The 14314-nt window shown below is 66.2% G+C and carries 12 protein-coding genes; 9 read left to right on the top strand and 3 right to left on the bottom strand.

What is annotated here, in order from left to right; genetic code table 11:
- Positions 1 to 604 (top strand): methylmalonyl Co-A mutase-associated GTPase MeaB (locus JO236_RS07015; RefSeq protein WP_293326589.1); only part of this gene is annotated, 604 nt, incomplete at its 5' end.
- A 58-nt stretch (positions 605 to 662) separates the two neighbouring features.
- Here the strand turns inward: JO236_RS07015 and JO236_RS07010 are convergent.
- Together JO236_RS07010 and JO236_RS07005 are read right to left on the bottom strand one after the other, a co-directional pair.
- On the bottom strand, positions 663 to 2270 hold the full coding sequence (locus JO236_RS07010) for an FAD-dependent oxidoreductase (protein ID WP_293326586.1): 1608 nt from the start codon (positions 2268 to 2270) through the stop codon (positions 663 to 665).
- A gap of 32 nt (positions 2271 to 2302) precedes the next feature.
- On the bottom strand, positions 2303 to 2992 hold the full coding sequence (locus JO236_RS07005; RefSeq protein WP_293326583.1) for an IclR family transcriptional regulator: 690 nt from the start codon (positions 2990 to 2992) through the stop codon (positions 2303 to 2305).
- Positions 2993 to 3101: 109 nt separating this feature from the next.
- Between JO236_RS07005 and JO236_RS07000 the strand changes: the two genes are divergently transcribed.
- From JO236_RS07000 to JO236_RS06965, 8 genes are read left to right on the top strand one after another with little or no spacing between them, the layout of a single operon-like run.
- On the top strand, positions 3102 to 3965 hold the full coding sequence (locus JO236_RS07000) for an alpha/beta fold hydrolase (protein WP_293326580.1): 864 nt from the start codon (positions 3102 to 3104) through the stop codon (positions 3963 to 3965).
- Complete coding sequence (locus tag JO236_RS06995) at positions 3965 to 5713, top strand: bifunctional 3-(3-hydroxy-phenyl)propionate/3-hydroxycinnamic acid hydroxylase (RefSeq protein WP_293326578.1); 1749 nt, start codon at positions 3965 to 3967, stop codon at positions 5711 to 5713. The genes JO236_RS07000 and JO236_RS06995 overlap by 1 nt, the downstream gene beginning before the upstream one ends.
- The gene (locus JO236_RS06990; RefSeq protein WP_293326575.1) at positions 5661 to 6581 is read left to right on the top strand and encodes a 3-carboxyethylcatechol 2,3-dioxygenase; all 921 of its coding nucleotides are present in this window, start codon (positions 5661 to 5663) and stop codon (positions 6579 to 6581) included. The genes JO236_RS06995 and JO236_RS06990 overlap by 53 nt, the downstream gene beginning before the upstream one ends.
- Entirely contained in the window at positions 6578 to 8320 is a 1743-nt protein-coding gene (locus JO236_RS06985) for an FAD-binding protein (RefSeq protein WP_293326572.1), read from the top strand. Before JO236_RS06990 ends, JO236_RS06985 begins: the two co-directional genes overlap by 4 nt.
- 3 nt (positions 8321 to 8323) lie before the next feature.
- On the top strand, positions 8324 to 9628 hold the full coding sequence (locus tag JO236_RS06980; RefSeq protein ID WP_293326570.1) for an LLM class flavin-dependent oxidoreductase: 1305 nt from the start codon (positions 8324 to 8326) through the stop codon (positions 9626 to 9628).
- 18 nt (positions 9629 to 9646) lie between these two features.
- The gene (locus JO236_RS06975) at positions 9647 to 10474 is read left to right on the top strand and encodes a coniferyl-alcohol dehydrogenase (protein ID WP_293326567.1); all 828 of its coding nucleotides are present in this window, start codon (positions 9647 to 9649) and stop codon (positions 10472 to 10474) included.
- Positions 10462 to 11451 carry a cyclase family protein gene (locus JO236_RS06970; protein ID WP_293326564.1) on the top strand — a complete coding sequence of 330 codons (990 nt, stop codon included), beginning with the start codon at positions 10462 to 10464 and terminating at the stop codon, positions 11449 to 11451. Before JO236_RS06975 ends, JO236_RS06970 begins: the two co-directional genes overlap by 13 nt.
- A complete protein-coding gene (locus tag JO236_RS06965) occupies positions 11448 to 12269 on the top strand; it encodes an alpha/beta fold hydrolase (RefSeq protein WP_293326561.1) in 822 nt (273 codons plus the stop codon). The genes JO236_RS06970 and JO236_RS06965 overlap by 4 nt, the downstream gene beginning before the upstream one ends.
- A 66-nt stretch (positions 12270 to 12335) precedes the next feature.
- On the opposite strand, the gene JO236_RS06960 is transcribed toward JO236_RS06965, so the two are convergent.
- The gene (locus JO236_RS06960; protein ID WP_293326558.1) at positions 12336 to 13949 is read right to left on the bottom strand and encodes a multicopper oxidase family protein; all 1614 of its coding nucleotides are present in this window, start codon (positions 13947 to 13949) and stop codon (positions 12336 to 12338) included.
- Positions 13950 to 14314: the final 365 nt, after the last annotated feature.

Here is a 14314-nt window from a genome sequence, read left to right as displayed (position 1 = left end):
GGGCGATCGGATCCGAATGGCGGTTCATATCAACGATTCCGAAGTGCTGATCCGTTCGGTTGCCGCCCGCGGTCACCTCGGCGGTCTGGCCGCGGCGGTTCCCGCGGCTATCCGGCTGCTGGGCGCGATCGGGTACGGCGTGATCCTGTTGGAAACAGTCGGGGTGGGGCAGTCCGAGATCGAGATCGCCGCCGTCGCCGACCCGACCGTGGTCATACTCAATCCCGGTGCGGGCGATGCGGTGCAGGCGGCCAAGGCGGGTCTGTTGGAGGTCGCCGACATCGTCGTCGTCAACAAGGCCGACCGTGACGGTGCCGAGCAGACCGTGCGGGACCTGCGTGCGGAAACCTCCGCGCCGATCGTCAGTCTCATCGCCGCCAGAGGCGAAGGCGTCACAGACTTAGTGGCCGCGATCGAGGCGCATCACCGCGCCGACAGCCGCGAACGCCGGCTGGCGCGCGCCCGCGCCCTGATCCTGTCCCTGGCGCAGACCCGGTTGCGCACTCGTGCTGACCTCGAGCGGCTCGCCGAATCGGTGGTCGATGGCCAGGACGATCCGTATGGGGCGGCCGAACGGCTGCTGAGCGAGGGACCGCCAACGTGAGGTGCACAAGGTGATCGCGATCGCTCGCGGACGCCACCTGCGCGTCATCTCGCTCCAACTAAGCGGGGTCAACCGACTTTCCGGCCGCGGCGGCATGGCCCGCCCGATAGCCGAATACCATTGCCGGACCAATGGTCCCGCCCGCGCCGCCGTAGGCCCGGCCGGTCGGGCCCGCCATCGCGTTGCCGGCGGCAAACAGCCCCGGAATGGGCTCGCCGCTGACATGAAGCACGCGCCCGTCGCGGTCGGTCCGAGGTCCGCCCTTGGTGCCCATCGCGCCCACGCAGACCGGCACCGCGTAGAAGGGCGCGGTGTCGATCGGCCCAAGCGTCTTCCCGGCCAGTGTGGTCGCGGTGTCGTCGCCCCAGTAACCGTCGTAAGCGCTTGAGCCGCGGCCGAATTCAGGGTCGGCACCAGCACCGACATGGCGGTTCCAGTCCTCGATCGTGCGGATCAGGCCGTCGGCGTCGATGCCCGTCTTGGCGCCCAGCTCGGTCAGATCGGCCGATTCACTGAACCAGTCCGGGACCGGTTCGCCCGGCGCGATACCCAGGAAGCCGTAGCGCTGCAGGTGAATCGAGTCGAATACCATCCAGGCGCGGTCGTTGACGTAGCCGCCCCGGGGGTCCAGGTAGTGGAATGCCCCCGCCATCGAGTTGTAGTCGCAGGCCTCGTTGACGAACCGCCGCCCCGCCTGATTGACCATGATGCTGCGCGGGCGGGTTCGTTCCAGTCGCACGCTGCGGCTGCGTTGTCTGCCGTCGATCGTGTCGCCGGGGATCCGTACGATCGGCACCCACCACGCTTCGCCCATGTTGGCCAGATCGGCGCCGCACGCCATCGCCATCCGCAGTCCGTCGCCGACGTTGTTCGGTGGGGACACGGCGCCGTGCATCGGGCCGCGCAGAAAGGCCTGCGCCAGAACGGGATTCCACTCGAAGCCGCCGGTGCCCAGCACCACCCCGTGCCGGGCCCGCACCCTGGTCCCGTCGGCGATCCGGACCCCGACCACTTCCGCACCGTCGGTAATCAGCTCCTCGGCGCGCGCATTCGTTTGCGGCGTCACCCCTGCCTCCAGCAGACCCTTGAGCAGACCGGCGATCAGCGCCGCGCCGGCCACGCAAAGCTCCTCGGATTGTTGGTCCACCGCCGCGTGCAGACGCGCCCTGGTCTCAGCGTCGAAACCGACGTTGGACCAATCGGCCGGGAACGAGGTGATCCGGTCGGCCCACTCGCCGAGCTGGCGCAGGTCGAATCCGACCGCGCTGAGCGATCGACCACCGGCCGGTTGTCCGCCCGGCAGTTCCGGCTGGTAGTCGGGAAAACCCTCGGCGATCTCGAAGCGCAACGCGCTGTGGGCCTCGACGAAGTCGAGCATCGCCGGACCCGTCTGCACGAAGGTTTCGACCAGCGCGTCGTCCATCGAACCGTACGACTGGGCGCGCAGGTACTGCAGCGCGTCGGGCACTGTCAATTCCCTTTCAGGACAACGGTTATGGGCCGGAATCCAGACGATGCCGCCCGACACCGCGGTGGTCCCACCGGCGGTCGGGGCCTTTTCGAACACCGCCACCGACGCGCCGGCAACCGCCGACGTCAGTGCCGCCGTCAGCCCGGCGCCGCCGCTGCCTAGCACGACGACATCGACTTCGTGGTCCCACGACATGGCCGGTCCTTTCAGCTTTGTCAGTTATCTGCTCAGCTCAAGAGCTCGGACAGCTGGCGTGCGGCTTCGAGTACCGCGTCCTTTCCGCGCAGCACGACGTCTTCGCGGTGGGAGATCAGGTTGATGCACGTTGGCGGGGAGGGCGCCCGGCGGTGGACCGCGACGGCCAGGCCGTATGTATTCGGTTCGATCTCCCCATGCGTCATCACCCAACCGCGGTCGCGCGCTTGCGCAACCAGCTCGCGTTCCCCCGGTCGGGGGGGCAGGCTCGCAAGCAGCGCGATGCCGGCGGCGCCGCGATCGAGTGGGTACCGGCTGCCCTCGTGGAACGAGAGCTGATAGGCGACGTGGGTCGGCACGATCACCGCGATTGCCACCTGCTGGTCACCCTCGGCGATCAGCAGCGACACGGTAGTGCCCAGCTCGTCGGCCAGCGTGCGCAGGAGCGGCAGGCTGAGCTGACGAACGTTGTGGTCGAAGGACGCGCCGAGGACGGCAAGGCCGGACGCCGGCCGGTAGCGCCCGTCTTCCCCTTTGGCGACCAACCGGAATTGGGCCAGGGTCAACAACAACCGATACGCGATGGTCCGATGCACTCCGACTTTGTCCGCGAGTTCTTGCACGGTCAAACCGGTCCCCGACGCGGCCACCAGTTGTAGCGCGGTCAGGCCCCTGGCCAGAGTCTGCGATCCCGCTCGCGACCCGGCCCCTGAGGTCGTCATGCTCTTGACAGACCCGGCCGTGAGGGCGAAGCTACATATATAACGCACATCAGCGTGCGATGTTAGCACAACAACTCGAGCAGAAACAGTCCGAATTCACAGAGGAACCGTGGCGGAGTTCGAGAGCGTCTGGAGCGACCTGCAGGGTGTCGCGTTTGAGCAGGGCTACCTGGACGCCGGGGGAGTCCGCACCCGCTATCTACGGGCCGGCAGGCCGGGCGCACCGGTGCTGATGCTGCTGCACGGCTCGGGCGGACACGCCGAGGCTTACATCCGCAATTTGGCCGCCCACGCCGAGCACTTTTGGACCTGGTCCATCGACATGCTGGGGCACGGTTACACCGACAAGCCGGGGCACCCGCTGGAAGTGCGCCACTACGTCGACCATCTGATGACCGTGTTGGGCACCATCGGGGCGACACGTGCCCACGTCAGCGGGGAGTCACTGGGCGGCTGGGTGGCCGCCCGTGCCGCCGTCGATCATCCCGACGTGATCGACCGGCTGGTGCTGAACACCGCCGGCGGTTCCCAGGCCGATCCGGTTGTGATGCAACGGATTATCACCCTGTCGATGGCGGCCGCGGAGAATCCGACATGGGAGACGGTCCAGGCCCGCATCAAGTGGCTGATGGCGGACAAGTCAAAGGATTACGACGACCTGGTTGCCAGTCGGCAGCGGATCTATCGCCAACCGGGTTTCGTCGCGGCGATGCGCGACATCATGGCGCTGCAGGATCCGGAAATACGGGCCCGCAACACTCTCGGTCCGGTCGAATACGGTTCCATCACCTCGCCCACGCTGGTGCTGTGGACCAGCGATGACCCTACCGCCGACGTGACCGAGGGCCGCCGCATGGCCGCGATGATTCCCGGCGCGCGGTTTGAGGTGATGCAGGGCTGCGGTCACTGGCCGCAGTACGAGGACGCCAAGACCTTCAACCAACTGCATCTCGACTTCCTGCTGGGACGCTGATGGCGGCCGATGGGCAGGATAGAGACGTCCTCGTCTTGGTGGTGGGCGCCGGTCCGGTTGGGCTGACGCTGGCCAATATCCTTGGCCTGCAGGGTGTTCGGACGCTGGTGGTCGAGGAGCGCGGTTCGCTGATCGACTACCCGCGCGGGGTCGGACTGGACGACGAGGCGCTGCGGACCTTCCAGTCGATCGGCCTGGTCGACCGCGTCCTGCCGCACACGGTACCCAATCAGATCCTGCGGTTCTTAGATGCCGACCGGCGGGTGCTCGCCGAAATGGCCCCCCCGGACGCGCGTTTTGGTTGGCCGAGGCGCAATGGCTTCGTTCAGCCGCTCGTCGATGCCGAATTGTTGCGCGGCCTAGAGAGATTCGAGCATGTCGAGGTGCGGTGGGACAGCCCAATGACCTCGTGCCTGCAGACCGCCGACGCGGTGACTGTCCAACTCGGCGACACGGCGAGTGTGCGTGCGCGTTACGTGGTGGGCTGCGACGGGGGGCGCAGCATGACCCGCAGAATGATGGGGGTCTCCTTCGACGGCACCACGTCTTCCACGCGGTGGCTGGTCGTCGATATCGCCAACGATCCGCTGGGTCACCCGAACAGCGAGGTGGGTGCCGACCCCGAACGACCCTATGCCTCGATCTCGATCGCACACGGGATTCGCCGGTTCGAGTTCATGATTCACGCCGACGAGTCCGACGAGCAGGCGCAGGATCCCGCGTTCCTGAGGCAGATGCTGGCCCGCCTGGTGCCGCACCCCGATCGCGTCGACGTGATCCGGCGTCGGGTCTACACCCACCACTCCCGAATCGCCGGAGCCTTCCGCAGCGACCGGCTGCTACTGGCCGGCGATGCCGCGCACCTGATGCCGGTGTGGCAGGGACAGGGCTACAACAGCGGCATCCGGGATGCGGCCAACCTTGGGTGGAAGCTGGCCGCGGTGGTCAATGGCCTGGCCGATGACAAGCTGCTGGACAGCTACGACGTCGAGCGACGCAAGCACGCGCGGGCGATGATTGACCTCTCCACGATGGTGGGTCGGGTGATTTCGCCCACCAACCGCCGGATCGCCACCGCGCGGGACGTCCTGGTGCGTTCGGCGTCAATTGTGCCGTCGCTCAAGCGATATGTGCTGGAGATGCGGTTCAAGCCGATGCCGCGCTACGAGCAAGGGGCCGTGGTACACCCAGACCCGCGAGAGCCGCGGCGGGGCCAATCACCCGTCGGGACCCTGTTCATTCAGCCCCGGGTCGATACCCGCACGCAGCAGGGTGTGTTGTTGGACGACGTGCTAGGCGCCTGGTTCGCGGTGTTGTGTTGGAACAACGACCCGCGCAAGATCCTGGGTGGGGAGGCGTTCGCGAACTGGAAGGCCATGGGTGCGCGGTTTATCGCCCTGCGGCCACTGACGCAGCTGCACTGGACCGGCACCGCGACCTCTGCAGACCGCCTCGCAGACCGCGCTGAAGACCCCGGTGAAGACCCCGAAGTGGTCGTCGTCGGCGACCGCAGCGGAGAGCTCAAGGCCTGGTTCGACGCACACCAGGAATCGGTGTTGTTCCTTCGCCCCGATCGGTGCATCGCGGGCGCGTGCATCGCTCAGCTCGCACCCGAGCTCAGCGCGTCGCTGCTGGATACCCTCACCCTCATTCCGGGAGGGGGTGAATTGCCAAGTGCCGCTGGCTCTGTGCTGTATGTCCCACAGCCCGCTGCTGAATCTACCGGGGCCGTCTCGGGACCTGCTTGACGACGTCGGGGCCGCGATCGCGCAGGCGCGGACATTCGTCGAAGACTACGACCCCGAGCTGGTTGTCATCTTTTCCCCGGATCACTACAACGGGTTCTTCTACAAGGTAATGCCGCCGTTCTGTATCGGTATGAGCGCCAGTGGAGTTGGCGACTACGGGACCCATGCCGGTCCGCTAGACGTCCCTGAAGACGTGGCGGGTGACTGCGCCAAGGCCATTCTCGACTCGGGCGTAGACATCGCGGTGTCGGCGAGCATGGACGTGGATCACGGGACCGTCCAACCGCTGGAGAAGCTCTTCGGTGACGCGTTGTCGCATCCGGTGATCCCGATCTTCATCAATGCGATCGCCGTGCCGCTGGGCCCCATGCATCGATGTCGGGCGCTCGGTGCCGCGGTCGGCAGCTACCTGTCAACCCTGGACAAGCGGGTCCTGGTGATCGGATCCGGTGGGCTCTCCCACAGTCCGCCGGTGCCGACCCTGGCCAGTGCGTCTCCACCGGTGCTGCAGCGGATCGTGCACGGCGAAGCGATGACGCCCGAACAGCGCCAAGCACGCCAGGCCGTCGTGATGGAGGCCGCCAGGAGCTTCGCCGGTGGAGACAGCGACCTGCAGGCCCTCAACCCGACCTGGGATCAGCGCTTCCTGGCGATCCTCGATGGTGGACGCCTTGACCAACTCGATCAGTGGTCGAACTCGTTCGTGGTAAACCAGGGCGGTACCTCCGCGCACGAAATACGGACGTGGGTAGCGGCTTTCGCGGCGCTGGCAACGAGGGGTCCGTTCCAGACTAAGTTGCGGTACTACAAGCCCGCTGCCGAACTGATCGCCGGCTTCGCCATCAGAACGGCGGTGCCGACGGCATGACATCGGCGAATTCACCCGCATTCGATCACGTTGTCGACGTGGTCATCGTCGGGTCCGGCGGTGGCGGCATGACTGCGGCGTTGACGGCCGCCGCGGTGGGACTCGACGCCTTGGTCGTGGAGAAGTCCAGCCACTTCGGCGGTTCCACCGCACTTTCCGGTGGCGGCATCTGGGTACCGGGCGCACCCGCGCAGCGCCGAGAAGGCTATGCCCCTGACCCCGACGGTGTCGTCGACTATCTGCGGCAGATCACCGACGGTCTGGTCAGTGAGGCGCGGCTGCGGCAATACGTCGAATCGGCACCGAAAATGCTCGCATTCCTCGAAGGGCACAGCACCTGGCTCGAATTCGTCTGGAAGCCGGGCTATGCCGACTACTATCCCCAACTCTCCGGCGGCTCCGAACTCGGCAGCACGATCAACGTTCCGCCCATCGATCTGCGCAAGCTGGGTGCCGACGAGCAGAAAATGCTGCAGCCGCTGGCGCTGGCTCCCAAAGGAATCTGGCTGGGCCCCAAGGAATTGCGGTCCTTTTACCGGATCCGTCAGTCGTGGGCCGGGAAAGGCGTTCTGGTCAAGCTGATCTCGCGTATGGTCCGAGCACGGGTGCTCAACGAACGGATGGCCGCGATCGGACAGTCGCTGACGGCGCGGTTGCGGCTCGCGATGAGGGACCACGGCATTCCGCTGTGGCTGGACTCTGCGATGACCGAACTGGTCACTGACCTTGACGGAACGGTGACCGGGGTCCTACTGGAGAGGCTGGGCACGACGCAGCGGATCGGTGCGCGGCGCGGGGTGATCCTGGCCGCCGGGGGTTTCGACCACGACCTGGCCTGGCGCAAAGAGCTGCTGCCCGTCGTGGATCAAGACTGGAGCTTTGGGAATCCCGCGGCCATGGGCGACGGCATTCGGGCGGGTCAGAAGGTGGGTGCGGCGACGGATCTGCTCGACGAGGCCTGGTGGTTTCCCGCGATCCAATGGCCCGACGGTCGAATGCAATTCATGTTGAACGAACGGATGATGCCGGCCCAGTTCATCGTCAACGGCGCCGGTAAGCGGTTTATCAACGAGGCCGCGCCCTACATGGACTTCGGCCACGCCATGATCGACGGACAGAAGTCCGGGATTACGCACATCCCGTGCTGGCTCATCACCGATCACCGCTCGTTCAACCGCTACGTCGTCGCGGGTCATCTGCCGATTCCGAAGATCCCGGGGGCTCCGGTGCCCACCGGCCGCAAGGTGCCGGCTGCGTGGCTGGAGTCCGGCGTCGTCAAGGCCGCGACGACGTGGGACGAAATGGCTTCCAAGATCTGCGTCCCGGCGGAACAACTCCGGGCGACGGCGGCGCGTTTCAACGAACTCGCGCGCAGGGGCCACGACGATGACTTCAACCGCGGCGACAGCGTTTACGACAACTACTACGGCGACCCCACCCTGCCAAACCCCAACCTGTATCCGCTGGGTGACCCGCCCTACTACGCCTTCCGAATTGTTCTCGGCGACCTGGGAACCTCGGGCGGTCTGCGCACCGACGAGTACGCACGTGTCCTGCGCCCGGATGACACCGTGGTGCCTGGGCTCTATGCCGTGGGCAACACCTCCGCGCCGGTGATGGGTCGCAGCTATGCCGGCGCCGGGGCGACCATCGGGCCCGCCATGACCTTCGGCTATATCGCGGCGAAGCACATCGCGGAACAGAAAGCCGCACAGACCCTTAACTCTCATAGGAGGTAACGAATGAAAATTTCACTGTTCTACGAATTCGCGCTGCCGCGCCCGTGGGCCCCGGACGACGAATGGATCCTGTTGCAGGACTGTCTCGACGAGGTCGAGGCCGCCGACAAGGCCGGCTTTTCCACCGTCTGGCTGACCGAGCACCACTTCCTCGAGGAGTATTGCCATTCCACCGCGCCGGAGATGTTTTTGGCCGCGGCCAGCCAGCGGACCAAGAACATCCGGTTGGGGTTCGGCATCATGCACTTACCGCCCGCGGTCAACCATCCCGCCCGCGTGGCCGAACGCATCGCCACCCTCGACCTGGTGTCCAACGGGAGAGTCGAATTCGGCACCGGGGAATCGTCATCGGTCGGTGAACTCGGCGGATTCAACATCGATCCCGCCGACAAGCGGGCGCAGTGGGAAGAGGCCCTCGAAGTCGCGATCCGCTGCATGATCGAGGAGCCCTTCTCCGGATTCAAAGGCCAGCACATCGAGATGCCCGCCCGCAACGTCATCCCGAAGCCAATGCAAAAGCCGCACCCGCCGGTGTGGGTCGCCTGCACCCGTCCCGCCAGTGTGCAGATGGCGGCCCAAAAGGCCATCGGTGCTTTGAGTTTCGCCTACACCGGTCCTGGGCCGCTGACCGAGCGGGTCAACGGCTACTACAAGGAGTTCGAGGAGAACGGCGTCCCGGTCACGCCCGCGATCAACCCGAACATCCTGGCCATCGGCGGCGACCTGTCGATGATGGTCGCTAAGACCGACGAACAGGCACTGGACCGTCTCGGGCAGGGCGGTGGCTTTTTCTCGTTCGGCATCATGCACTACTACATGACCGGAGTGCACACCCCCGGGCGGACCGGGGTGTGGCAGCGCTACCTCGAGGAGGTGGAGAAGGACCCGACGCTGGCCTATGGTCCCGGACGCGGCGCCATCGGTTCCCCTGCCACCGTGCGCGAGTTCCTGCGTGGCTACGAGGAGAGCGGTGTCGACGAAATCATCCTGCTGCTCAACCCGCGCAGCCACGAGGGCACCATGGAGTCCATCGAGCTGATGGGCAAGGAGGTGCTGCCCGAATTCATCGAGCGCGACGCGAAGGCGTTGGCCGACAAGGCTACCCGGTTGGCACCCGTCATCGAAAAGGTCGAGGCGCGTCGGCCCGAGTCGACCGCGCCGGCTTTCGATGAAAACTATTCGTTCGGGGGCCTGCCGACCGGTCGCGGCGGTAAGTTCACCGCCAGCGAGATCCCCGAAGCCATGGCGGAGATCAACGAGGGCCGCGTCCAGGCGGCGCAGCGTGCGAAGGAGCAGCAGGCCAAGTGACACTGGAAGGCCCCTGATTTGGGCCAGATCGACGAGCTGTGGCGTTACGACGGCCGCCGCGCGGTGGTCGTCGGGTGCGCGTCAGGCATCGGCGAACAGGTGGCGCGCCGGCTCGCCGAACTCGGGGCGCAGGTCGTCGGGTTGGACAAGTGCCGGCCTGGGTTCGCAATCAACGACTTTCACGAGGTTGACCTCGCCGATCCGGGATCCATCGACGGTGCCGTCGCGGCTATCGACGGCGAAGTCGACGCGCTGTTTAACGTCGCCGGCGTGTCCTCGGGGATCGGTGACCCGTTGCTGGTCGTCACGGTCAACTTTTTGGGCCTGCGGCATGTCACCGAGGCGCTGGCCCCGCGGATGACGGCGGGATCGTCCATCGTGAGCGTGTCGTCGCTGGCCGCCGCGGCCTATCGGGAGCATCTGCATCAGGTGGCGCCGCTGCTGAACACCGCAACCATGCCCGAAGGTATCGATTGGTGCCGACGCCACCCCGACGCGCTGGGCACCGGTTACCAGTTGTCCAAGGAGGCCGTCATCCTCTACACGATGCGGCAGGCGACTCCGCTTGGGGCGCGGGGAATCCGGATCAACTGCACCGGTCCGGGTGTCACCGAGACCCCGATCCTCGACCAGCTGCGAACCGCCTACGGACAGGGGTTCCTCGACGACATCCCCAAGCCGTTGGGCCGCGTTTCCGATCCCGCCGAGCAGGCCGCCGTGCTGCTGTTTCTGAACAGCCGCGCGGCCAGCTATATTTCGGGCCAGGTCGTGTGGGTCGACGGCGGAAACGTTGGCGCCGCGATCGCCCGCGAACTCGAGGAAGGACGGGCCCCATGGCCAGCGTGACCGACTTTCGCCGGACCGCAAGCGATCTCAGCAACTGGGGGCGGTGGGGAGACGCCGACGAGCTCGGCACGCTCAACTTCATCACCGCCGAGAAGGTCCAACAAGCCGCGAGTCTGGTCCGGCACGGAAAGGTGTTCCCGCTCGGCGTTGACTTCGGCTCCTCAGGTCCCCAGGGCGCCTTCGGATTCCGGCACAACCCGATCCATGTGATGACTGTCGACGGTGGGGACGCGAGCACGCTGGGCCAGTACGGGCCCGGGTGGGCACGCAACCCCACGGCGGCGCAGATGGGCCCGTACTTCAGCGACAGTCTGTTCCGCTTCAACGACGACATGATCATCATGCCGCTGCAGGCGGCGACTCAGTGGGATGCGCTGTCCCACGTGTACTACGACGACAGGCTCTACAACGACTTCCCGGCGGGCTCGGTGACCAGCCTGGGAGCCGTGCACCTTGGTATCGAAAAGGTCGACGGCAAGGGCATCACGTCGCGCGGCGTGCTGCTGGATCTGGTGCGGCACCGCGGCGCCGAAGTCTTCCTGCAGCACGGTAACCCGATCGCCCCCGAGGAACTGGATGACGTGGTACGCGCCCAGGGCGTGACGATCGGGCGCGGCGACATCATTTTGATCAGAACCGGTTGGTGGACAAGGTTTCTGATGACCGGCAACAAGACCGAGCCGTATTCCGGCCTGGACTGGCGCTGCGCGCAGTGGCTGCACGATCACGAGATCGCGGCCGTGGCGGCCGACAATCTGCAGGTCGAGGATCCGGTGTCCGGCGTCGAGGGCGTGTTTCTGCCCTTCCACCTGCTCTGCCTGCGCGACATGGGGCTGATGCTCGGCGAGTACTGGGACCTCGCCGCGCTGGCGGCCGACTGTGCGACTGACGGCGTCTATGAGTTCCAGCTTGTTGCGCCGCCGCTGAGATTCGTTGGCGCCGTGGGCTCTCCGGTGAATCCGATAGCGATCAAGTGACGCAGATTCAGCGCAGGACGACATTCGTCGACGGCCTGGTCACCGGCTACCTCGAGGCCGGCCAGGGCGAACCGATGGTGTTGCTGCACGGCGGCGAGTTCGGCGCCAGCGCCGAATTGGGTTGGGAGCGCAACATCGCCGCCCTGGCCGCTCGATATCACGTGCTGGCGCCCGACATGTTGGGTTACGGCGGGTCGGCGAAGGTTGTCGACTTCGTCGACGGCCGCGGGATGCGGATTCGGCACGTGGCACGCTTCTGCGAGGAACAAGGCATCGACTCGGCCCATTTCGTCGGCAACTCGATGGGTGCCATCAATCTGCTCAACGACGCCACGTCCGCGGCGCCCCGGCTGCCGATCCGGAGCCTGGCGATCATCTGCGGTGGCGGAGAGATCCAGCAGAACAAGCACTTTGAGGCGCTGCAACAATACGACGCGACCCTGCCGGCGATGCGCAGCATCGTCGGGGCGCTGTTCTACGACGCTGCCTACCCGACCGATGGGGACTACGTCCGACGGCGTTACGAATCAAGCACGGCACCGGGAGCCTGGGAGGCCATCGCCGCGGCGCGTTTTCGCCGTCCCGGCGGTTCGCCGCCGCAAACCCCGTCCACCGCGCGGGCGTACGACCGGATCAAAGTGCCCACCCTGGTGATCGAGGGCGGAGCCGACAAGCTGCTGCCGGCGGGCTGGGCCGCAGAAATTGCCGAGCAGATCGAGGGTGGCCGCTGGACGGTGGTCGACGACGCGGGTCACTGCCCACAGATCGAGCAGGCGTCGACGGTCAACGAGTTGCTGCTGGAGTTCTTCGGATCCTGAGCGCCGAGCGTGCGCAGTTGTTCGCCTGCGACGGCGTGTCGGCGTACAAACACGCACCCTCGCCGGTCAGAAGAGGTAGTCAATTCGTGTCTGCATGCCGGCGTCCTGGTGATACTTGTTGTGGCAGTGAAACATCCACACCCCGGGATTGTCGGCGACCAGGACGGCATTGAGTTTTTGGTTCGGCAGCACTATGACGGTGTCCTTGCGGGCGCCCGGACTGCCGTCGGGATTGACGATCTGGAAAGTGTGGCCGTGCAAGTGCATCGGGTGAAACATCATCGTCTGGTTGTCGAATGCCAGAGTGGGGCGTTGGCCCTCGCGCACGTGCAGCGGATCGGTCCTGCTGTAGGGCTGGCCGTTGATCGTCCAGTCGTACTTCATCATGTTTCCGCCCAATACCACCGGCAGGGTGAGGCTGGCATCGGCCCGCCCTAAGTCGGCCGGCGCTGTGGCGGTGAACATCTCGACGGTACCCACTCTTCGGGTGAGTTCCGCGGGCCGGAAGTTCGGGTCGGGCACGCTGCCCGTCCCGGTGGAAAGCAACGCACGCGCCACGGCGTTCTTGCCTTCGGCCGCGGCCACGAGCGGGAAGATGCCGTCCGCGGCGGTGACGATGACGTCGTAGCGTTCCGCCATGCCGATCAGCAGCGCATCGACCTGCGTGGGAACCACGGGGTAACCGTCGGTGTGGGTGACGGTCATCGAATGGCCCGCCAACGCTACCCGGAATGCGGTGTCCGCACCGGCGTTGATGAACCGGATCCGGATCCGTTGGCCCGACTTCGCGTCGAAGGTGGTGGGAGCGGCTGGGATTCGGCCGTTGATCAGGTAGTAGGGGTAGTCGATGTCTCCAGCATCGCCGCCGAGCAGGTCGCTCTTGCCGACTTCGGCTTCCGCCGCCGCGGGGGTCGCGGTCGCAGGCGAGGTTCCAGTGCCCGGGGTCACCGTGATTGTGGTCGGGCTGGTGGTCGTCGTCGTCCCCGAAGTCGTCGGTGTAGACGTCTGCATCGGCATGCTGGGCTTGTTCGGTGATGTGAGCTCGTCTAAAAGCTGCTGCGGACTCTTGCCGACTCCGTCAGTCCAATCATCAAGGACGACAATCCATTCCGCGTCATAGTCGACCGACTCCGTCGGATCGTCGATCACGATCGGCAGGTACAGGCCCAAGTCATCCTGGAGTCCGACGTGCGGGTGGGCCCAATACGTGCCCGGGTCCGGGACCGAGAACCGGTAGGTGAACTCCTGACCGGCGGGGATGTTCGGGGTTGCGGGCTCGGCTCCGTCCATGTCGTTGCGCAGGGTGATGCCGTGCCAATGGACGGAGGTGGGTTGGTCCAACCGGTTGGTGACCTTGATTACCAGTTCGTCGCCGATGCTGGCGCGGATCAACGGCCCCGGGATCGCATCGCCGAAGGCCTGCGTCTGGGCGATCACTCCTCCCAGGTCGATCGTCGCGGGCTGCGGAGTCAGGCTCAGGTTCACGGTGCGCCCACTGTGGGGGCGTGCCGCCTCGGCCGCCGCGATGGCCGAGTCCAGCGCCGCATTAGCGGCCGGCTTCGGGTCGGAGGGCCCGCAACCGGTGAGCGCGAAGCCGCCGGCGATACCGGCGACGAGAAAGCCGCGCCGGCTGACCTGCGTGCTGTCGAAGGGGACCCCGCGCGTAGGCAATACGGGCATTGACCACTCCTCGGCTGTCTCGATTCGCCCCGGCGCCTTGTACCTTGCCCGGCGAATCGGGGATAGCGCAACAGGAGATCGATCCTTAGCGGGCGGGCGAACCACGGACCGTGCCCGAACCGGTCAGCTGGGCGTTACCCGCTGTTTCGTTTTGCCGTGGACCCCCACGGTGACCGGTTGTGCGTGACGCACCAGTCGGTTCCGTACCGGCTGGTCGAGCAAATGACCTGGGCTGCAATGCCTCTCGGGCGGGTGCTGACCGTGGTCGGAGTGCCGGACGGCCGCGCGTCACAAACTCGGCGGGTCGCACCGAGGTGAGGGAACCTCCGGCGCGGTCGGGTCGTCAGACCTTGTGATCACCATTG

The sequence above is a fragment of the Mycobacterium sp. genome (assembly GCF_019247635.1).
Lineage (GTDB): Bacteria > Actinomycetota > Actinomycetes > Mycobacteriales > Mycobacteriaceae > Mycobacterium.
The sequence above is the reverse complement of the archived record's forward strand: the minus strand, read 5'-3'. Positions and strand labels throughout refer to the sequence as shown.

What these genes read in the sequence shown, in the direction of transcription:
- JO236_RS06980 (WP_293326570.1), top strand. Translation starts at nt 8,324, where the DNA reads ATGAAAATTTCACTGTTCTACGAATTCGCGCTGCCGCGCCCGTGGGCC.
- JO236_RS06990 (WP_293326575.1), top strand. Translation starts at nt 5,661, where the DNA reads ATGTCCCACAGCCCGCTGCTGAATCTACCGGGGCCGTCTCGGGACCTG.
- JO236_RS06985 (WP_293326572.1), top strand. Translation starts at nt 6,578, where the DNA reads ATGACATCGGCGAATTCACCCGCATTCGATCACGTTGTCGACGTGGTC.
- JO236_RS07005 (WP_293326583.1), bottom strand. Translation starts at nt 2,992, where the DNA reads ATGACGACCTCAGGGGCCGGGTCGCGAGCGGGATCGCAGACTCTGGCC.
- JO236_RS06970 (WP_293326564.1), top strand. Translation starts at nt 10,462, where the DNA reads ATGGCCAGCGTGACCGACTTTCGCCGGACCGCAAGCGATCTCAGCAAC.
- JO236_RS06995 (WP_293326578.1), top strand. Translation starts at nt 3,965, where the DNA reads ATGGCGGCCGATGGGCAGGATAGAGACGTCCTCGTCTTGGTGGTGGGC.
- JO236_RS06960 (WP_293326558.1), bottom strand. Translation starts at nt 13,949, where the DNA reads ATGCCCGTATTGCCTACGCGCGGGGTCCCCTTCGACAGCACGCAGGTC.
- JO236_RS07010 (WP_293326586.1), bottom strand. Translation starts at nt 2,270, where the DNA reads ATGTCGTGGGACCACGAAGTCGATGTCGTCGTGCTAGGCAGCGGCGGC.